Below are 19,082 nucleotides of genomic sequence, written 5' to 3' on the forward strand. Positions count from 1 at the left end.
AGTAAAGTAAATCCCCTTATTTTCCAAACACTCCTTTTATCAAGAAAAGGAGATGCTATGCCCCTTAATTTTATTTGGGATTTGGATGGGACCCTTTTAGATTCTTATGGTGCTATTATGAAGGCACTGGAGGCAACTTATTACCATTATCAATGGGAGTTTGATGATAAAATGATTTTGGCTTTTATCCTAAACGAGTCGGTGGGGGCATTATTAAAAGATAAGGCTAGGCTTGAAAATGTAGATGAGCAAATGGTGAAAAGCTATTATTCTACTGATTTAAAAACAAGAGACCAAGAAATTCAGCTAATGTCTGGAGCGCGTGAGATTTTAGATTGGACTAAAGAGCGGGGAATAACGAATTTCATCTATACCCATAAAGGAGATAATACCTTCTCTGTTTTGAAGCAACTGGACTTGGAGTCTTATTTTACAGAAGTTGTTACAGGAGATTCAGGTTTTAAGCGCAAACCTCACCCAGAAGCTTTAGACTATTTAATCCAGACTCACCACTTGGATAAAAACAAGACCTACTACATTGGAGATCGTAAATTAGATATGGAAGCAGCATTGCAAGCAGGTATCTTTAGTCTTAACTTAAAGGAAGTTAGTCAAGGTAAAAACCAAAAAATAAAGAACTTGTTAGATATTAAAATCCGAACATTATGATGTATTTTTACAGAAAACGTAAAGGAAACGCTTTCTGGTTAAAATGATAGAGTTTTTAAATCAGGTGTGATAACCTTTATGTACGAACGTTTCACGAAGGTGAAACTAAAAAGGTTCGTCAAAGGAGAAGTGGTGAAGAAAACTAATCGTTATTTAGTGGCTGCAGCAGGGGTGACCTTGCACTTGATGTTGGGCTCAACTTATGCTTGGAGTGTCTATCGTAATCCTATTATGGCTGAAACAGGATGGGATCAATCAGCGGTGGCCTTTGCTTTTAGCTTGGCAATCTTTTGCTTAGGTTTATCTGCTGCCTTTATGGGACAGTTGGTGGAAAAATTTGGTCCCAGAGTGACAGGGACCATTTCAGCTATCCTATATGCTGCTGGAAATATTTTAGCTGGTTTTGCACTAGATCACCATTCCCTTCCTCTACTTTATCTAGGGTATGGGATTTTAGGTGGCATGGGATTGGGTGCTGGCTATATTACCCCTGTATCAACCATTATCAAATGGTTTCCAGATAAGCGAGGTTTGGCAACAGGTTTAGCCATTATGGGATTTGGCTTTGCGTCCTTGTTAACAAGTCCTATCGCTCAATATTTGTTATCTCATATTGGTCTAGCGAATACTTTTTATAGTTTTGGGCTACTTTATCTACTGGTCATGTTAGTGGCTGCGCAGTTTATTGTTAGACCAAGGCAGGAAGATTTAAAAGCCTTTGGAAATTATGGGCGCTCTGGAGAGAGTCAACGAGTAGTTGGCGAAGGAGTTCTAGCCAAAGAAGCTATTAGACGTCCCTCCTTTTATTTACTTTGGAGTCTTTTATTTATCAATATCAGTTGTGGTTTGGGACTTATCTCGGCTGCCTCACCGATGGCTCAAGAAATGACAGGAATGTCAGCAGAATCTGCGGCTTTGATGGTGGGAGTACTTGGCATCTTTAATGGGTTTGGTCGCTTGCTATGGGCAAGTTTATCGGATTATATTGGCCGTCCCTTGACGTTTAGTCTCTTGTTTATCGTAAATCTTTTCTTATCAGCTTTACTTTTAGTCTCGCAGATTCAACCGATTTTTATTTTTGCAATGGCAATTCTTATGACTTGTTATGGTGCAGGGTTTTCTTTACTTCCAGCTTACTTAAGTGATCTATATGGGACCAAACAACTGGCTATTTTACATGGTTATAGTTTAACTGCTTGGGCTTTGGCGGGATTAGTAGGGCCTGTTCTTTTATCCTGGACCTTTAGTCTATCAGGAAGTTATATGACGACCCTATATGTCTTTATTGCTTTATATGCTTTAGGGATAATTTTCTCTTTTTATTTGGGAAGAAGTCTCAAAAAATAGGCAAACAAAGGCTGTTGCTCAGGCGCAGCTTTTTGTTTTGAAAAAAATAACGAATAATAAGAGTAGAGGGATGAAAAAATAGCAAGAAGGTTGTATAATAAAGAAATGGTTAAATCATATAGTAAAAATGCAAATCATAATATGCGTCGTCCTATTGTTAAAGAAGAAGTGGTTCGCTATATGCGCCACCACTTAGCACAAAATAAGGGACATTTAGAAGTTTTAGAGTCTTTTGCCAAAACGGAAAATATACCGATTATCCCACATGAAACTGTGGCTTATTTTAGATTTTTAATGCAAACTTTGAAGCCTAAAAAGATTTTAGAGATTGGGACAGCCATCGGTTTTTCAGCACTTTTGATGGCAGAGTATGCACCTGAAGCAGAAATTGTGACCATTGATCGTAATCCAGAGATGATTGGTTTTGCTAAAGAAAATTTTGCAAAGTATGACACACGTCAACAGATTCGTTTGGTGGAAGGTGATGCAGCAGAGGTTTTAGCTGATTTAGAGTCTGGTTTTGATTTTGTCTTTATGGATTCTGCAAAATCAAAGTATATTGTTTTCTTACCTGAAATCCTAGAGCGACTAGAAGTTGGTGGTGTGGTGGTTTTAGATGACATTTTCCAAGGTGGTGATATCGCAAAACCGATTGAAGAGGTTCGACGTGGACAACGGACTATTTATAGAGGACTTCATAAACTCTTTGATGCGACCTTGGACAATCCTTCTTTGACGGCTACCTTAGTTCCTCTAGGAGATGGTTTGTTGATGCTTCGTAAAAATTCTGAACAAGTGACTTTATTAGATTAAGTCAATTTTAAGAAAATATGCTATAATAAGACAGTTAATGTAAAAAGGAGTTAAAACTAAATGAAATTAAGAAAAAAATGGGCAGCAGGTCTGGTAACGTTACTTTCTGTAACAACCTTAGCAGCGTGTAGTTCAACAGACAACGCTAATAAAGACATTGTCACAATGAAAGGTGACACAATTAAAATCACTGATTTTTACAATGAAGCTAAGACAACTTCAGCTGCTCAACAGTCTATGTTAACCTTGATTATGAGTAAAGTGTTTGAAGAGCAGTATGGTGATAAGGTTTCTGATAAAAAAGTAACAGAAGCTTATAATAAGACAGCGGAATCTTATGGTGATTCTTTCTCGGCAGCACTGGCTCAAGCAGGAATGACAGTAGAAGCATATAAACAGCAGATTCGCACAACCATGTTAGTAGAGTATGCTGTTGAGCAAGCTGCTAAAAAAGAATTAACTACAGAAAACTATAAAGCGGCTTACACTGAATACAACCCTGAAGTAACAGCTCAAATTATCAAACTAGATAGTGAAGATAAGGCTAAAGAAGTTCTTGAAAAAGCTAAGGCAGATGGCGCAGACTTCTCTAAGCTAGCTAAAGAAAACTCAACAGATTCTGCGACTAAAGATAAGGGTGGCGAAGTGAAGTTTGATTCAGCTTCAACAGATGTGCCAGCAGATGTTATGTCAGCAGCCTTCAAGTTAAAAGAAGGTGAAGTATCTGATGTTATCACTGTAGTAGATACATCCACTTATACAACAAGTTATTATATTGTGAAACTCACAAAAGCTGGTGAAAAAGATACAGATTGGAAAACTTACAAATCACAACTTAAGAAAATCATTATGAATGAAAAAACAAGTGATACCAATTTCCAAAATACTGTTATCGCAGCAGCCCTTAAAAAAGCTAACGTGAAGATTAAAGACGATGCCTTCTCATCGATCTTATCACAATATACAACAACAAGCTCATCAAGTAGCTCTTCAAGCTCATCATCAAGTGCTTCATCTTCTGAAACAAGCTCATCCTCAACAGAAGCATCAAGCACAACAGAAAGCTCATCATCAGCTGAGTAAGTAGTTGACGAAAGTTTAAAAAATCTCTATAATAGAGTGGTTGAGAATTGATTTTTCCTCCCTTTACTTCAGAAAACTGGCGGTTGTTGCGAGCCAGGTAAAGCGAAAAGTCATGCTACTTAACCTTACAATTGCATCATAAAAGAGAATGACAAGTCATTGAATGAAGGTGGTACCGCGGTTTTTCGCCCTTCGTTTAGTTTCTTGTCATTTTTTGGAGAGTGTGATAAGCCACTTCAAGTGAGACAAGATTTTACCTCTAGTGGTGAAAGGTTTGATCTTCACGACAGTCATGATCAGCTAGTAACTGAAATCTCCAAAGCTCTTTTTTACTTGATGTCTCATGACAGCGTAATCGCTGATGTCATGTAGGATTCTTTCAACTAAAACAAAGGTAAAAGTTGAAAGGATATCGAGTTTATGTTGAAATGAACTCGGGTTACGGACTTTGTCAAAAAGAGAAATACTTCCTAGACGCAAGCGTCTTCGTCAAGTTTCCTATTTTGACGGTATCCGCTTAAGGTCCTTAGTATCTTAGTTGAACTTAGGCTACAGACTTTCATACTAACTTTATCACTTATGAAAGGAAAGGTTCAATTTAGCAAGTTAGTTAAATTGAACCCGCTCGAAAGGCTTACTTCTTTCTAACAATAACTTTTCAAAAATATCTAAACGAAAGGACAGGGTATCGAGTTTATGTTGAAATGAACTCGGGTGTTGAACTTAGGCTACGGACTTCTCTACTAAATTTATCACTTATGAAAGGAAAGGTTCGATTTAACTGTTCTGTTGAATTGAACCCGCCCGAAAGGCTTACTTCTTTCTAACAACAATTTTTCAAAAATATCTAAACGAAAGGAAAGGGTATCGAGTTTATGTTGAAATGAACTCGGGTTACGGACTTTGTCAAAAAGAGAAACACTTCCTAGACGCAAGCGTCTTCGTCAAGTTTCCTATTTTGACAGTGTCCGCTTAACACCCTTAGTATCTTAATTATGAAACAATTATCATCTGCACAAATCCGCCAAATGTGGCTCGACTTTTGGAAATCAAAAGGACATTCTGTTGAGCCATCTGCTAATCTTGTGCCCGTCAATGATCCAACTCTTCTTTGGATCAACTCTGGTGTGGCGACGTTGAAAAAATATTTTGATGGTTCTGTTATCCCAGATAATCCACGCATTACCAATGCTCAAAAATCAATCCGTACTAACGATATTGAGAATGTCGGAAAAACTGCTCGCCACCATACCATGTTTGAAATGCTTGGAAACTTCTCAATTGGTGATTATTTCCGTGATGAAGCGATTGAGTGGGGATTTGAACTTTTAACTAGCCCAGAATGGTTTGGTTTTCCTAAAGACAAGCTTTATATGACTTACTATCCAGATGATAAAGATTCATACAACCGTTGGTTAGCCCTCGGGGTGGATCCTAGTCATTTGATTCCGCTTGAGGAGAACTTCTGGGAAATTGGTGCGGGTCCTTCAGGTCCTGATACTGAAATTTTCTTTGACCGTGGCGAAGCTTTTGACCCAGAAAATATCGGCATTCGTTTGCTAGAAGAAGATTTGGAAAATGATCGCTACATTGAAATCTGGAATATCGTATTATCTCAGTTTAATGCTGACCCAGCTGTTCCACGTTCAGAATACAAAGAATTACCAAATAAAAATATTGATACGGGCGCTGGTTTGGAGCGTCTAGCAGCCATCTTCCAAGGGGCTAAAACCAACTTTGAAACAGACCTCTTTATGCCAATTATTCGTGAGGTAGAAAAGATTTCTGGTAAGACTTACGACCAAGATGGCGACAATATGAGCTTTAAAGTGATTGCTGACCATATCCGTGCCCTTTCCTTTGCGATTGGTGATGGCGCTCTTCCTGGAAATGAAGGGCGTGGTTATGTGCTTCGTCGTTTGCTCCGTCGTGCTTCTATGCATGGTCAAAAATTAGGCATTACAGAGCCGTTCTTGTATAAACTTGTGCCAACGGTTGGTCAAATCATGGAAAGCTACTATCCAGAAGTTCTTGAAAAACGTGATTTTATCGAAAAAATCGTTAAAAGTGAAGAAGAGTCCTTTGCACGCACTATCCATACAGGGTCACAATTTGCTGAACAATTGATGGATAAATTAACAACTGAAGGTAAGACAGTTATTGATGGGCGTGATATTTTCAAACTTTACGATACTTATGGTTTCCAAGTAGAGTTGACTGCTGAGTTGGCTGAACAACGAGGTATGACACTTGATATCGCTGGCTTTGAAGCTGCTATGAAGGAACAGCAAGACCGTGCGCGTGCTTCAGTCGTAAAAGGTGGCTCAATGGGAATGCAAAACGAAACTTTGGCAGCTATTACAGAAGCTTCAACTTTTGTTTACGAAGCAGACCAATTAGATGCGACTTTATCGGTTCTTGTGGTTGATAATAGTCGTGTAGAAAACACTAACTCAGGTCAAGCTCTTCTTGTTTTTGATCAAACACCGTTTTATGCTGAAATGGGTGGTCAAGTAGCAGACCATGGTCAAATTTTAGATGCAGAAGGTCAATTAGTGGCTCGCATCACTGATGTTCAAAAAGCCCCTAATGGACAGCCTCTTCACACTGCTGAGGTTTTATCAGAGATTAAGGTAGGACAAACTTACCATTTGGCTATTGATACCACTCGTCGTCACCGTGTGATGAAAAACCATACTGCCACACACTTGTTGCACGCAGCTCTTCACAATGTGATTGGTCAACATGCGACTCAGGCAGGTTCTCTTAATGAACAAGAGTTTCTACGTTTTGACTTTACGCACTTTGAGGCAGTGACTGCAGAAGAACTTCGTCGCATCGAAGAAGAAGTGAACCAAAAAATCTGGGATGCTATTCCAGTTGTGACAGTAGAAACAGATATTGACACTGCTAAAGAAATGGGAGCAATGGCACTCTTTGGCGAAAAATATGGTAAAGAAGTTCGTGTGGTGACCATTGGTGATTACTCTGTCGAACTCTGTGGTGGTACCCATGTTGGTAATACGGCAGAAATCGGAATCTTTAAGATTTTGAAAGAAGAAGGAATCGGATCAGGAACACGACGTATTGTAGCGGTGACTAGCCGTGAAGCCTTCTTGGCTTATCGTGACGAGGAAGATGCCCTTAAAGAAGTAGCAACGACTATCAAATCTCCTCAAATCAAAGAAGTGCCAAATAAGGTGACAAGCCTTCAAGAGCAGTTACGTGACTTACAAAAAGAAAATGCTGAGCTAAAAGAAAAAGCAGCAGCAGCGGCGGCTGGTGATGTCTTTAAAGATGTGAAAGAGGCTAAGGGTGTTCGTTACATTGCTAGCCAAGTTCAAGTCTCAGATGCAGGCGCCCTCCGTACTTTTGCAGATAATTGGAAGCAAAAAGATTACTCTGATGTCCTTGTCCTTGTGGCAAGCATTGGTGAAAAAGTGAATGTCCTTGTCGCAAGTAAAACCAAAGATGTTCATGCCGGTAACCTTATCAAAGTTCTTGCCCCAATCGTATCAGGTCGCGGTGGTGGTAAGCCAGATATGGCCATGGCAGGTGGCTCTGATGCCTCTGCTATTCCAACGCTCTTAAACAGTGTAGCGGAGAGCTTATAATATAATTTGTGTATATCCCTTTGTTAGAACAACTAACAAGGGATATCTTTCTATTCTAATGTGAGGAATAAGTATGGAACACATAAAAGATATTTGGCAAGAGATGTATGAGAAAGCAAAACGTCACTATGATCCGCATTATGTCTCACCTTTCATTTATTCAAATCATGTCGTTGCTGCCATTGAAGCTAAAAATGGGAAAATTTATACTGGTTATTGTTTCGAGGCGACGGCTGGTGTATTTCACCTTTGTGCAGAGCGATCAGCAGCCTTCAATATGTTTCAAGATAGTGGTCAGACAGCAATAAAACGTATCATAGCATTTCGAGATCAAGCTCCCTTTGGAGAGGGGTCGGGAATGCCTTGTGGAGCTTGCCGTGAATTTTTGATGCAGCTGTCGGCTGATAATGTACAAACAGAAATCATGCTTGATTTTGATAAACGAGAAATCATCACACTAGGAGAGCTCATGCCTTACTGGTGGGGTGCAGAGCGTATGAAAGCTGGTATCGACCATTTAGAATAATCTATAAACTCTTTTATCCTATGGGTAAAGGAGTTTTTTGTATGAGATTTTATTGATTTTGACAATAATAATAAACTTTTTGACAATGATAGTTGTCAAAATGAATAAGAAGTGTTACAATAATATCAAGAAAAACTTGAAAACGCATTCATCTGCTAAATAAACAGAAAGTAGGAAACAATTATGAAAAAGGTAAACAAGCATCACATTGCACTCTTTGTAAATGTATTGGCGACCATCTATCTAGTTTTTATCCTACTAGCTGACATCATGAAGTGGCAGCAGTTGGATAATACTCATGTCATTCTTGCCATTTGTGCCATCGCAGTGACAGATGAGAGCTTGAGGAAACTAGCAGGCAGAAAAAAGCATAAGGAACAAGATTAAGAGTTAGAACGAGGAACAATGATGGAAAAGTGGAAAGAATTTATCAAAGGAGCCTATTTTGGATTTTTAGGAGTTGGCTTGGTCATCTTCATTCTAAATGATGTCTACTGGAGTTTTAAGGAACCTGCCTACCAAGTTGACTTCCAGCTACACTATTCTGGCTGGTTTAGTCCTTGTACCATTTTTTATAAAAGTGGGGTCTGATATAGAGAAAACTCTTAAAAGTAAATAGTGTCGACTAAACCATAGGAGAAACCTTATGAAAAACAATAGCAATAAAAAAGGAATTTTGATTACAGGAACAAGTGTTGTTCGTGGAGTAGAGGTGATTGTTGCACTATATTTGATTTATAGTTTAGTTCAAACCATCGTATTTGGTCAGGAGATGGACACCTTGTCGCTCTTGATGATGACGAGTTCGATATTCATTTTGGAAATCTCACTCAGTAAAGATAAGGAGAAAAAGAATGAACAAGACAGTTAAAAATGGAATGAAAGTTTTTTCTACTTTTCTTCGTACTCTTTTTGATCAATATTCTGGTCTTCAAAGTTCTAGCCTTACTAGGATTTGACCTTAGTTTGACGGAAATGAGTTATCTTTTTCCTCCATTGATGGCGACACTGGTGTTAGCTCTGCAATTTAACAAAAAGAAGAAATAATGACAAAATCAAGAAAAAGATAGGAGATTACTTATGAAACGTAGAATTTCATCAGATATGGCAGCGATTATGATTGCAGGAGCCTGTATTATCGGCTTACTGATTGGAGTTGCTCTAGGACTATATAGTTTAGTCTAGGATACAGAAAATAGAAGGAGTAGAAAAATGGAAGTTAGACAGAAAATATATGAAGTCAATATCATGGAAAATAAGAAGTTTGTTTGGGGATTGAATATTCTTGCCGCGGTACTCATCTTTCCATTTGCCTTCGTATTTGGAATGATAGGCAGTTGGTTGATAGCTAACGGTTCGCAATACTTGGAACTGACCGTGTCGGAGGTATGGTTACTTTTCCCTCTCTATATTCTTTTAATAGTTGTGCACGAGGCTATCCACGGCATCTTCTTCAAAATTTTTTGTCCCAAAAATCCTGTCAAATACGGGTTTAAATGGAAATCAGGGATGGCCTATGCGACCAGTCCAGGTTCGCTCTACAATCGGATGCAAATGCTAGTAATCAGCCTGGCACCCTTTGTTGTGATTAGTTTTGGCTTGACCATGGTAGCAGGTTTTGGGATGATGAATATTACTCTTTACTTCATGCTGGTAACCATGCATGCTGCCTCTTGTGCAGGTGATTTCTACTATACCTATCTTTTGTTGTTCAGGTTTGCCAAGGGGGATATAGCTGTCGAAGACACAGAAACAGGCTTGATCATCTACCAAGCCTAGAAAGGAAATATCATGGAATATGTCTTAAAAAATCGGCTCAAGGAATTGCGGGCACGGGATAGCCTCAACCAGACAGAGTTGGCAAAATTAGCAGAAGTATCACGACAGACCATTAGCTTGATTGAGCGAGGAGAATATACACCCTCGGTGGTCATTGCCATGCGAATTGCACAGATTTTTAATGAAAATGTAGAAAATGTTTTTCAATTAGTGGAGGTAGGAGAATGAAACAGGGGAAACAATTAACGACTGGTAAGCGAATTATCTTTTTCATCTTAGTCATCTTAGTGCTACAAGTAGCTTTATTTGTAGCAGGCTTCTTCATGGGCTATTTTGAGGCAATGGGATTTGATATCAATACACTTTTGTTCGCAACAAGAACATTTATGGTGGCAAGTTTCATTGGATTTGCTTACCTTATGTACAAGAGTTTTAAGACCTTCAAGCGTTATCAAGAAAGTGAAGAAGATGATGATGTTCTTGATCAGCTCTATAAGACAACCTTTCGAAGTTTGGAATACGGTACGATTCTCTACAATATTTTTGGAGGTTTGGTTTTGGCAAATATGGTACTAGGTGCTAATATTTCAGCGGATTATTATACAATCGAACTCTTTGATATTGCATCTTTTATCGTTCTTCTTCCTGCTCAGATTGGAATTTTTAAGGTGACACAGGTAGTTCGTCAATACAAATTGTCAGCCTTTCCTACTCCAAGCGAAATTAAAGATTATATTTATGCACTAGATGAGGGTGAACGACAAGCTAATTTTGAACAAAGTTATCTAATTGTTCACAACTTGAACCAATGGGTCTTACCACTTTTATACGTTTTGATTATGGTGGTAACGCAAATTACCCAGACACAACAGCTGTTGGCACTCTTGATTGTTGCTTTTCTTCACATTTACATCAATATTCTCAATGTACAAATGATACGGAAATATTTTAAGTAATTTGAAATATGTATATGTTCTTTATGACAGTGACCCCAGCGGGCTTTCTTAGTTTCTATTTTGCAAACCATAAGAAAATCAAACTTGTTTAATTCAAATGGAGGTCAGTTATGCAAGTCTTTAAGAAAATCTATATTGCTTTGTTTATCGGGCTTGATCTGTACGCAGTTGGCTATATTTTTGGAGAATGGCTAGCTACGGGCCAGATTGATTTGTTAAATCTGAATATGGTGTCACCGATGGCTTTAGGGTTACCAGCTCTGTTATTATCCACAAAAGAAAACGTTAAAAATTAGTTGCATAAATGTATATGAAGGAGATTGTTATGAATCTTAGTGGGGCTATATTACCTGTATGCTATATCGTCTGTTTTGCTGTTTCTTTTTTTACAGGAAAAGTAGAGTTGTTGGCGCTCTTAATAACGGCTATGATTCATATTTACATTATGTTGAAGCAGTTTAAAATGGCAAAAGAGTTTTATAGATAGGAGTAAGGTATGGGATTTTTATTGCTATTATTACCGTTTATCTTAATATACATTTTTTCTGTGGAAGAAAATCTTAAAAAAATGAAGAAGCAAATCCAAAAACTCGAAAAAAGTAAAAAAGGAGAAGAGTCAATGTCAAAAATGCTAGAAGAATTAGTCGGTCAAAAGGTTAAACTGATCTTTGATGGAATCATCAATACAAACGAGCCTTATCATATTTTGGCTGTTGATGAAGAGTGGCTTAAGGTGAGTCGTGTCCATAAAAACGGACAAGAAGAAACAAGGTTAGTAAGAATTGATACACTTCAAGAGGTGAGATGGGATTAGAGCTTCTCTACTTGGTCATTTATAAGAGTGAAAGATCCAGTTTAACTGGATTTTTTGTATTTTTATACAAAAAATGTTGACATTTGTATAAAAATAATATAAACTATTCTGCATAAACATTCTAAAAGAGGTATAAATATGAAAGTATCAGTTGTAGGAGTAACAGGGTATAGTGGGTTAGAATTAGTGAAAATACTGGAGAATCACCCTAATGCTGAATTGGTTTCCGTTTATGCCACTAAAGAGGTTGGTCAAGAGTTATCGTATATTTATCCACATTTGGATGAGGTAACAGCCTTAAAAGTAGAGGCTTTTGATGCAGAAAAAATAATGTCAGAAGCAGACTTGGTCTTTTTTGCCACCCCAAGTGGTATTGCAAAAGATTATGCGCACTATTTTGTTGAAGCTGATTTTCCTTTTATTGACTTATCAGGTGACCATAGACTTCCTGCTGATATTTATCAAAAATGGTATCAAAAAACGCCAGCTAAAACGGAGGTCTTAGAGCAGTTTACCTATGGTTTGTCTGAGTTTACTGACTTGAAAGGCAAACATCACATTGCGAATCCAGGTTGCTATGCAACTGCTACTGAATTAGCACTCATTCCTCTCTTAAAAGCACAAGTGATTGATTTAGAATCCATTATTGTTGATGCCAAGAGTGGTTTAAGTGGAGCAGGGAAAAATCCAACCAGTGCCAGTCATTTTGTTCATGTACATGACAACTATGTCACTTATAAGCTGAACCAGCATCAGCATATCCCAGAAATTGTTCAGACATTGCAGAGTTATGAACCCAACTTATCCCATATCCAATTTTCAACTTCCTTAATACCTGTAGCACGTGGCATTGTAGCTACCTTATATTTAAAATTGACCGCAGATTTAACAGAGAATGAGCTTTTAGAGATTTATCAAAAAGCTTACGAGAATAAGCCTTTTGTTCGTGTGAAATCTCACCTTCCTCATCTACACCATGTGATTGGTTCAAACTATACTGACATTGGCTTATCTTACAATCCTCTCACTCAAGTGCTGACAGTAGTTGCTGTGCTTGATAATCTTGTAAAAGGGGCAGCAGGTCAAGCTGTTCAAAATATGAATCTGATGTTTGGCTTTGCCGAAACAGCAGGCTTGTTGGCAGCGCCAGCTTTTATCTAAAGGAGAAAAAAATGAAACTTATTGATGGTAATATAGCCAGTCCGCTGGGTTTTTCAGCAGATGGTTTGCATGCAGGATTTAAAAAGAGAAAGTTGGATTTTGGTTGGATTGTTTCTGAAGTGCCAGCCAGTGTAGCAGGTGTTTATACGACCAACCAAGTTATTGCCGCCCCTCTTATCGTTACAAAACAAGCACAGCAGCAAGGAAAGATGCAGGCTATTGTCGTAAACTCAGGTGTTGCCAATTCCTGTACTGGTCAAAAAGGACTAGAAGATGCCTCCACCATGCAAGAGTGGACTGCTAAAAAATTAGGTATTGCAAACGATTTGGTTGGGGTTGCTTCAACAGGTGTTATTGGCGAGTTTTTACCACTGGATAAGCTAGAAAATGGCTTATCTAAGATTGTGGTTAATGGCAATGCAGATGATTTTGCTCAAGCAATCTTGACAACAGATACGGTCACAAAGACCATCACAGTTGAAGAGACATTTGGAAAAGATGTGGTGACCATGTCAGGAGTGGCTAAAGGATCAGGGATGATTCATCCTAATATGGCTACCATGCTCGCTTTTATTACCTGTGATGCTAATATTTCAAGTCAGACCCTACAAAAAGCTCTCAGTCAAGAGGTTGAAACAACATTTAATCAAATCACGGTTGATGGTGATACGTCAACTAATGATATGGTCCTTATCTTATCTAATGGTTGCACCCAAAATCAAGAAATCATTGAAGGAACAGAAGACTATGATCGCTTTGTGGCGATGTTGCATGTTGTGATGACTGATTTGGCTAAAAAGATTGCAAAAGATGGCGAAGGGGCAACCAAGCTGATTCAAGTTGATGTGACAGGAGCTAAGGACAGTCTGTCAGCTCGTATGGTGGCAAAAAGTATAGTGGGATCTAGTTTGGTGAAAACCGCCATTTTTGGTGAGGATGCCAACTGGGGACGCATCATCGCAGCTATTGGTTATGCTGGTGTGGATCTGGATGTGGAGAGAATTGATATTGCACTAGAGCATCTTCCTGTGATGATCCAATCTAGTCCTGTCAGCTTTGATCAAGAGGAGATGGAGGAGGTCATGCAAAAAGATCAGATCACCATCTCTGTTAATCTCAATTCTGGTTCGGAGAGTGGGCGAGCTTGGGGATGTGATTTATCTTATGATTATGTCAAAATCAATGCCTTGTATCGCACTTAGGAGGAAAGATGAAAGAAACAATTGTGATTAAAATTGGGGGAATAGCGAGTCAACAATTACCCCCTGACTTTGTTCAAGACATCAAAGAGTGGCAAGCAGCTGGCAAACAAGTGATGATTGTACATGGTGGTGGCTTTGCGATCAATAAAATGATGCAAGAAGAGGGGATTTCGGTTGAAAAGGTTGATGGATTGCGCGTGACCAGTAAAAGAGCTATGCAGCTGGTGGAGAAAGCTTTATTTGATCTCGGAGAAAAGCTCACAGCCAGTCTCTTAAAAGCTGATTGTGACGTTATCCAACTCCAAAGCAACTTGGAAAAACTCTTTGAGGCAGATTTTTTAAATCAGGATAAGTATGGCTATGTGGGTCAGATCAATCAAGTCCATGTGCCTGTTTTAGAGAAGTTTTTTAAGGCAGGTCTGATCCCTGTGATCGCCTCTATGGCAGCAAAAGGTGGGGAGTGGCTAAATGTCAATGCTGACTATGTTGCAACAGCACTTGCCATTGCTGTTAAAGCAGACCAACTCATCTTGATGACAGATGTTCCTGGTGTCAAAGAAAATGGTCAAGTCTTAGCACAGTTACCCCTGCATCAAATTGATCAGAAAATCAACTCAGGCATCATCACAGGTGGTATGGTTCCAAAAATCAAAGGAGCTAGCCAAACGGTAGAAGCAGGCGTACAAACCGTCTTAATCAGCGATAACCTCAAAACAGGAACCTTAATTTGTCAAGCTTAGGAGAAGATATGAGTAAATTATTTCAAAACTACAAACGTGATGCGATTGAGTTTGTCAAAGCTAAAGGCAATACCCTCTATGATCAAGAAGGAAAGCCCTATCTTGATTTTTCATCTGGGATTGGCGTGACCAATCTTGGTTTTCATCCTTTGGTAAAAAAAGCTGTCGCAGAGCAGTTAGAAGCCATCTGGCACACCCCTAACCTCTACCACAATCAGCTACAAGAAGAAGTAGCCAGTCGCTTAATTGGTGACAAAGACTACCTTGCCTTTTTTTGTAATAGTGGAGCAGAGAGTAATGAAGCAGCGATCAAATTAGCCCGAAAAGCAACCAACAAATCTCAGATCATCACCTTTAAGCAGTCCTTTCATGGAAGGACTTATGGAGCAATGTCTGCGACGGGGCAAGAAAAGATTCAAGTGGGTTTTGCTCCCTTAGTGTCAGGTTTTTCCTATGCTACCTATAACGACCTTTCCTCTGTCAAAGCCTTGGTGACAGAGGACACTGCAGCTGTGATGTTGGAGCTGGTGCAAGGTGAGGGAGGTGTGATTCCTGCAGATGCCCAGTTTGTCAAAGACCTGGCAGATTTTTGTCAGAAAGCATCGATTCTCTTGATAGTAGATGAGGTTCAGACTGGTATCGGACGGACAGGAAGCTTATATGCTTTTGAGCAATATGGGATTTTACCAGATATTGTGACCTTAGCCAAAGGCTTGGGAAATGGTTTACCAGTCGGTGCCATGTTAGGTAAGACAGCTTTAAGCTCTGCTTTTTCCTACGGTAGTCATGGCACTACCTTTGGAGGAAACAAAGTAGTTTTAGCTAGCAGTCAAAAGGTTCTAGACATTTTAACCCCTGACTTTTTAGATGAGGTTGGTCAAAAAGCAGCCTACCTCAAAACTCAGTTAGAAGAGCGTCTTTCCTCTTATGACAGTGTTAGTGCCATTCGAGGGATGGGGATGATGATTGGGATTAAGACAACTAAAGACCTTTCTCAAGTCTTAGATGAGGCTAGGAAAAAAGGGCTTATTCTCCTAACAGCAGGAAGCGATGTGATCCGCCTTTTACCCCCTCTTACTATTAGTAGGTCCGAGATAGACTCAGCACTTGAGGTTTTAGAGGACGTTTTGTCTTAAAAGAGACTTCATAGATGATTAAAAATATGATAAAATAGTTGTCAAACTAAGACCATAAAAGGAGAGCCTCATGCTCAGAAACCTTGTAACACTATATATATATATATATATATATATATCAACGCCTATCGGCTAAACGAATCATCTCATCTATTAAAAACAACCTGTCAGAAATGGCAGGCTTTTTGCGTTGTCAAAAGGAGGTGGTCTAGATGCCAGCTCAGCCATTAACTAGTGAAGTTCAGTTTGAAGCCGAGTTGATTCGTCAGCTGATTACAGGTGACAGTCAGTGGGTCTATCGCCCAGACTTGACCACAGAAGAGCAACTTTGGGACAACTTCTTTGACAAGCTAGAAGCTAACAACGTCCGCCTCCTATCTGACCATCCCTTGACCGAGCAAGAAAAGCATCAGATTAAAAACCAGCTAAACTTTGTCAATTTCTACGAGGCGGCCAAGTGGTTAGCAGGTGAAAACGGCATCGCCAAAGTTCAAGTACAACGTGAAGATGCTAGCTTAGGTATCGTTCGTTTGGAGGTCATTTGGCGCCACAATGTCGCAGGTGGCAAGTCTAGCTATGAAGTTGTCCACCAAGTTGTGACCAAAGGAGAGGCCAATCGTCAACGACGAGGTGATGTGACGCTCTTAATCAATGGTCTGCCCATGATTCAGATTGAGCTGAAAAGCCGTTCTCATCCGTTTATGGATGCCTTTCGTCAGATTAAAAAATACGAAAAAGAAGGACAGTTTAGAGGGATTTTCTCAAGCCTCCAGATGTTTGTGGTCTCAAACATCAATGAAACCCGCTACATTGCAGCGGCTAAAGAAACCAAGCTCAACGACCGCTTTCTCACCAAGTGGGTAGATAAGAATAACCAAGCCCAACCTCATCTTTTTGACTTTGCCCAAGGGGTCTTGTCCATCCCGATGGCTCACCAAATGGTCATGCAGTATAGCGTGATTGATGACGATAAAAAAGCCCTGATCTTACTTCGTCCCTATCAGGTCCATGCCATCGAGGCTATTAAGGATGCTAGTCGCAACCGTCAGTCAGGTTATATCTGGCATACCACAGGCTCAGGAAAGACCCTGACCAGCTACAAGGTAGCAAGAAACCTCCTGCAGATCCCTTCTATCGAAAAGACGATTTTTGTCATTGATAGGACTGACCTTGACCAGCAGACCACAGCAGCCTTTTTGTCTTACGCTGAAAATGACATGATCGATATTGACGAGACTGATGATACCAAGCACTTGATCAAAAACCTGGCCTCAGAAGATCGACGTGTGGTGGTGACTACCATCCAAAAGCTTAATGCCATGTTACGTCAGTTTGAGGAAGGCCGCCACCAAAAGTCTTATCAGCGAATTAAAACGCTCAAGCTGGCCTTTGTGGTCGATGAGTGCCACCGTGCAGTGACACCAGAGCGAAAGCGGATCCTAGAGCAGTTCTTTGTCAACTCTCTCTGGTATGGCTTTACAGGCACGCCCATCTTTAAGGAAAACAAACGGGAACAAAAAGGTGACTTGGCACAGACCACCAAGGATCAGTATGGGCCTTGCTTACATGAATACACCGTCAAAGAAGCCATTCATGACCGAGCGGTCTTAGGTTTTCAAGTGGAGTACCAGACTACTCTTCCAACTTGGGCAGAAGAGGACATTGAAGATCATTTTTATGATGATGAAGACCACATGCTTAGGGTATTGGATGCGATATTAAACAAGTCCAAGCGCAAGCTCGGTTTTCAAAACGGTGTCGGAAAGACCTATGAGGGGCTTTTGACAGTTAAGTCAATCGCGCGTGCTCAGGCTTACTATGAGCTGATCCAAAAGGTTAAGGCAGGACAAAGCAAGCTTACTATCTCTGAGTCCAGCAAAAAAGTCCTTCCAGACTTTCCAAAGGTTGCCATCACTTACTCCGTAACGGAAAACGATGATACCTCCATGCTTAACCAAGAGCAGATGACAAAGAGTTTGGACGACTACAATGCCATGTTTGGCACCCACTTTAGCTTAGCCTCCTTAGGAGCTTATAACACCGATCTCAACGAACGCTTGGCTCGTAAAAAAGACAAGTATGCCTTTCGTGAAGAGCAACTGGATCTGGTTATTGTGGTGGATCGCTTGCTGACAGGATTTGATGCGCCTTGCTTATCGACCATCTTTATGGACAGGCAACCTATGAAGCCTCAGCACATCATCCAAGCCTTTTCACGGACCAATCGTCTCTTTGATGAGGGCAAGAAGTTTGGGCAGATCGTTACCTTCCAAACGCCACAGCGCTTCAAGGAAAAAGTTGATGAGGCGCTAAGCCTTTACTCAAATGGTGGAGAGCATGCTGTCCTTGCACCAACTTGGTTGGAAGAAAAAGCCAAGTTTGAAGAAAAGGTAGCGGGGCTTCTAGCTATTTCTCCAAGCCCAGAAGAAACCCCAGACCTAGATAGTAGCTCAGATGCTGAGTTAAAGCGTTTTGCTAAGGCATTTCAGGAGTTTGATAAGCTCTTTGCCTCGGTTCAAGTCTATGCCGATTATGATGAAGCTACCCTCCTTCAAGAAGTTGGACTCACACGTGACATTATAGAGGACTTCACCGCTCAGTACCAAAATATCATCGACGAACTCAGACGCCGCCGTCAGGAAGATGACGACGACGGGCTTCCCTTTGATATTGAGTATGAGCTGGAGTCTGTCCGTACAGATGAGATCAACTACCACTATATCCTCTCTTTGATCCAAAACTTGATCGACCTCAAACGTCAAACTATCCCAGAAAAAGAAAAGCAGATGATAGATCACTATCTCTCAGACCTTGATAAGACCAACCCTAAACTGTCTCAGCTCATCTCAAAACTCTGGCAAGATGCCCAGACTAATGCCAGCCACTATCAAGGGCAATCCATCGCCCACAAGTTAGACGAGATGATTGAGCTGACCATAAAAGACCAAGTCACCTCCACCGCCCAAAACTGGTGTGTTGGTGAAGATGAACTCCAGTTTATCGTAGATAATTACCGCGTCGGAAAAGACAAGCAAATCGGTGAAAAAGCTTTGGTTGATAGCTATGACTACGCTAGTTACAAGGCAAGCAAGGGTGATTTAGCTCTCAACAAGCTCAAGTACAAAAAAGCCCTCAAAGAGGACTACATGACCATGATCGCAGAAGAAATCCTGCCATTGAGGGGGAGGTAGAAGATTATGGAGTCTTACTATCCGTAGAAGCAGAGATCGATTTAAAATATA

20 protein-coding genes are annotated in these 19,082 nt (G+C 40.1%); all 20 read left to right on the plus strand.

What is annotated here, in order from left to right; genetic code table 11:
- Positions 1-57: 57 nt before the first annotated feature.
- The 20 genes from ACEE75_RS03590 to ACEE75_RS03685 all read left to right on the plus strand — a co-directional run bounded on the left by ACEE75_RS03590 (position 58) and on the right by ACEE75_RS03685 (position 19,031).
- On the plus strand, positions 58-669 hold the full coding sequence (locus ACEE75_RS03590) for an HAD-IA family hydrolase (RefSeq protein ID WP_427893553.1): 612 nt from the start codon (positions 58-60) through the stop codon (positions 667-669).
- Positions 670-855: 186 nt separating this feature from the next.
- Positions 856-2,016, plus strand: coding sequence for an L-lactate MFS transporter (locus ACEE75_RS03595; protein ID WP_447575389.1), 1,161 nt, complete (start codon positions 856-858; stop codon positions 2,014-2,016).
- 105 nt (positions 2,017-2,121) lie between these two features.
- Complete coding sequence (locus ACEE75_RS03600; protein WP_447575383.1) at positions 2,122-2,829, plus strand: O-methyltransferase; 708 nt, start codon at positions 2,122-2,124, stop codon at positions 2,827-2,829.
- 60 nt (positions 2,830-2,889) lie between these two features.
- The gene (gene prsA, locus ACEE75_RS03605; protein WP_447575382.1) at positions 2,890-3,912 is read left to right on the plus strand and encodes a peptidylprolyl isomerase PrsA; all 1,023 of its coding nucleotides are present in this window, start codon (positions 2,890-2,892) and stop codon (positions 3,910-3,912) included.
- Positions 3,913-4,907: 995 nt separating this feature from the next.
- Positions 4,908-7,526, plus strand: a complete 2,619-nt coding sequence (alaS, locus tag ACEE75_RS03610) for an alanine--tRNA ligase (RefSeq protein ID WP_449164747.1) — start codon at positions 4,908-4,910, stop codon at positions 7,524-7,526.
- Positions 7,527-7,599: 73 nt separating this feature from the next.
- Entirely contained in the window at positions 7,600-8,052 is a 453-nt protein-coding gene (locus ACEE75_RS03615; protein ID WP_449164746.1) for a cytidine deaminase family protein, read from the plus strand.
- Between the two features lie 183 nt (positions 8,053-8,235).
- The gene (locus ACEE75_RS03620; protein WP_449164745.1) at positions 8,236-8,439 is read left to right on the plus strand and encodes a hypothetical protein; all 204 of its coding nucleotides are present in this window, start codon (positions 8,236-8,238) and stop codon (positions 8,437-8,439) included.
- An 18-nt stretch (positions 8,440-8,457) separates the two neighbouring features.
- Complete coding sequence (locus ACEE75_RS03625; RefSeq protein ID WP_449164744.1) at positions 8,458-8,643, plus strand: hypothetical protein; 186 nt, start codon at positions 8,458-8,460, stop codon at positions 8,641-8,643.
- A 55-nt stretch (positions 8,644-8,698) separates the two neighbouring features.
- A complete protein-coding gene (locus tag ACEE75_RS03630; RefSeq protein ID WP_449164743.1) occupies positions 8,699-8,923 on the plus strand; it encodes a hypothetical protein in 225 nt (74 codons plus the stop codon).
- 341 nt (positions 8,924-9,264) lie between these two features.
- Positions 9,265-9,831, plus strand: a complete 567-nt coding sequence (locus ACEE75_RS03635) for a DUF3267 domain-containing protein (protein WP_449164742.1) — start codon at positions 9,265-9,267, stop codon at positions 9,829-9,831.
- Between the two features lie 12 nt (positions 9,832-9,843).
- The gene (locus ACEE75_RS03640; protein ID WP_009910096.1) at positions 9,844-10,059 is read left to right on the plus strand and encodes a helix-turn-helix transcriptional regulator; all 216 of its coding nucleotides are present in this window, start codon (positions 9,844-9,846) and stop codon (positions 10,057-10,059) included.
- Positions 10,056-10,787, plus strand: a complete 732-nt coding sequence (locus ACEE75_RS03645) for a DUF3169 family protein (RefSeq protein WP_449164741.1) — start codon at positions 10,056-10,058, stop codon at positions 10,785-10,787. Before ACEE75_RS03640 ends, ACEE75_RS03645 begins: the two co-directional genes overlap by 4 nt.
- Positions 10,788-10,897: 110 nt before the next feature.
- Positions 10,898-11,083 (plus strand): hypothetical protein, encoded by a 186-nt coding sequence (locus ACEE75_RS03650; RefSeq protein ID WP_449164740.1) that lies wholly within the window; start codon positions 10,898-10,900, stop codon positions 11,081-11,083.
- A gap of 29 nt (positions 11,084-11,112) precedes the next feature.
- Positions 11,113-11,274 carry a hypothetical protein gene (locus ACEE75_RS03655; protein WP_449164739.1) on the plus strand — a complete coding sequence of 54 codons (162 nt, stop codon included), beginning with the start codon at positions 11,113-11,115 and terminating at the stop codon, positions 11,272-11,274.
- Between the two features lie 9 nt (positions 11,275-11,283).
- Entirely contained in the window at positions 11,284-11,601 is a 318-nt protein-coding gene (locus ACEE75_RS03660; RefSeq protein WP_449173563.1) for a hypothetical protein, read from the plus strand.
- A 138-nt stretch (positions 11,602-11,739) separates the two neighbouring features.
- Entirely contained in the window at positions 11,740-12,762 is a 1,023-nt protein-coding gene (gene argC, locus ACEE75_RS03665; RefSeq protein ID WP_449164738.1) for an N-acetyl-gamma-glutamyl-phosphate reductase, read from the plus strand.
- 11 nt (positions 12,763-12,773) lie between these two features.
- Complete coding sequence (argJ, locus tag ACEE75_RS03670; protein ID WP_449164737.1) at positions 12,774-13,964, plus strand: bifunctional glutamate N-acetyltransferase/amino-acid acetyltransferase ArgJ; 1,191 nt, start codon at positions 12,774-12,776, stop codon at positions 13,962-13,964.
- An 8-nt stretch (positions 13,965-13,972) separates the two neighbouring features.
- Complete coding sequence (gene argB, locus ACEE75_RS03675) at positions 13,973-14,704, plus strand: acetylglutamate kinase (protein WP_427893569.1); 732 nt, start codon at positions 13,973-13,975, stop codon at positions 14,702-14,704.
- Positions 14,705-14,712: 8 nt separating this feature from the next.
- A complete protein-coding gene (locus ACEE75_RS03680) occupies positions 14,713-15,840 on the plus strand; it encodes an acetylornithine transaminase (protein WP_427893571.1) in 1,128 nt (375 codons plus the stop codon).
- A 212-nt stretch (positions 15,841-16,052) separates the two neighbouring features.
- Positions 16,053-19,031, plus strand: a complete 2,979-nt coding sequence (locus tag ACEE75_RS03685; RefSeq protein ID WP_449164736.1) for a type I restriction endonuclease subunit R — start codon at positions 16,053-16,055, stop codon at positions 19,029-19,031.
- Positions 19,032-19,082: the final 51 nt, after the last annotated feature.

This window comes from Streptococcus sp. 11273D007BT, from assembly GCF_053547195.1.

Excerpts from the sequence above, each read along its gene's own strand:
- ACEE75_RS03590 (WP_427893553.1), top strand. The coding sequence starts at position 58 with ATGCCCCTTAATTTTATTTGGGATTTGGATGGGACCCTTTTAGATTCT.
- ACEE75_RS03595 (WP_447575389.1), top strand. The coding sequence starts at position 856 with ATGTTGGGCTCAACTTATGCTTGGAGTGTCTATCGTAATCCTATTATG.
- ACEE75_RS03600 (WP_447575383.1), top strand. The coding sequence starts at position 2,122 with ATGGTTAAATCATATAGTAAAAATGCAAATCATAATATGCGTCGTCCT.
- prsA (WP_447575382.1), top strand. The coding sequence starts at position 2,890 with ATGAAATTAAGAAAAAAATGGGCAGCAGGTCTGGTAACGTTACTTTCT.
- alaS (WP_449164747.1), top strand. The coding sequence starts at position 4,908 with ATGAAACAATTATCATCTGCACAAATCCGCCAAATGTGGCTCGACTTT.
- ACEE75_RS03615 (WP_449164746.1), top strand. The coding sequence starts at position 7,600 with ATGGAACACATAAAAGATATTTGGCAAGAGATGTATGAGAAAGCAAAA.
- ACEE75_RS03620 (WP_449164745.1), top strand. The coding sequence starts at position 8,236 with ATGAAAAAGGTAAACAAGCATCACATTGCACTCTTTGTAAATGTATTG.
- ACEE75_RS03625 (WP_449164744.1), top strand. The coding sequence starts at position 8,458 with ATGATGGAAAAGTGGAAAGAATTTATCAAAGGAGCCTATTTTGGATTT.
- ACEE75_RS03630 (WP_449164743.1), top strand. The coding sequence starts at position 8,699 with ATGAAAAACAATAGCAATAAAAAAGGAATTTTGATTACAGGAACAAGT.
- ACEE75_RS03635 (WP_449164742.1), top strand. The coding sequence starts at position 9,265 with ATGGAAGTTAGACAGAAAATATATGAAGTCAATATCATGGAAAATAAG.
- ACEE75_RS03640 (WP_009910096.1), top strand. The coding sequence starts at position 9,844 with ATGGAATATGTCTTAAAAAATCGGCTCAAGGAATTGCGGGCACGGGAT.
- ACEE75_RS03645 (WP_449164741.1), top strand. The coding sequence starts at position 10,056 with ATGAAACAGGGGAAACAATTAACGACTGGTAAGCGAATTATCTTTTTC.
- ACEE75_RS03650 (WP_449164740.1), top strand. The coding sequence starts at position 10,898 with ATGCAAGTCTTTAAGAAAATCTATATTGCTTTGTTTATCGGGCTTGAT.
- ACEE75_RS03655 (WP_449164739.1), top strand. The coding sequence starts at position 11,113 with ATGAATCTTAGTGGGGCTATATTACCTGTATGCTATATCGTCTGTTTT.
- ACEE75_RS03660 (WP_449173563.1), top strand. The coding sequence starts at position 11,284 with ATGGGATTTTTATTGCTATTATTACCGTTTATCTTAATATACATTTTT.
- argC (WP_449164738.1), top strand. The coding sequence starts at position 11,740 with ATGAAAGTATCAGTTGTAGGAGTAACAGGGTATAGTGGGTTAGAATTA.
- argJ (WP_449164737.1), top strand. The coding sequence starts at position 12,774 with ATGAAACTTATTGATGGTAATATAGCCAGTCCGCTGGGTTTTTCAGCA.
- argB (WP_427893569.1), top strand. The coding sequence starts at position 13,973 with ATGAAAGAAACAATTGTGATTAAAATTGGGGGAATAGCGAGTCAACAA.
- ACEE75_RS03680 (WP_427893571.1), top strand. The coding sequence starts at position 14,713 with ATGAGTAAATTATTTCAAAACTACAAACGTGATGCGATTGAGTTTGTC.
- ACEE75_RS03685 (WP_449164736.1), top strand. The coding sequence starts at position 16,053 with ATGCCAGCTCAGCCATTAACTAGTGAAGTTCAGTTTGAAGCCGAGTTG.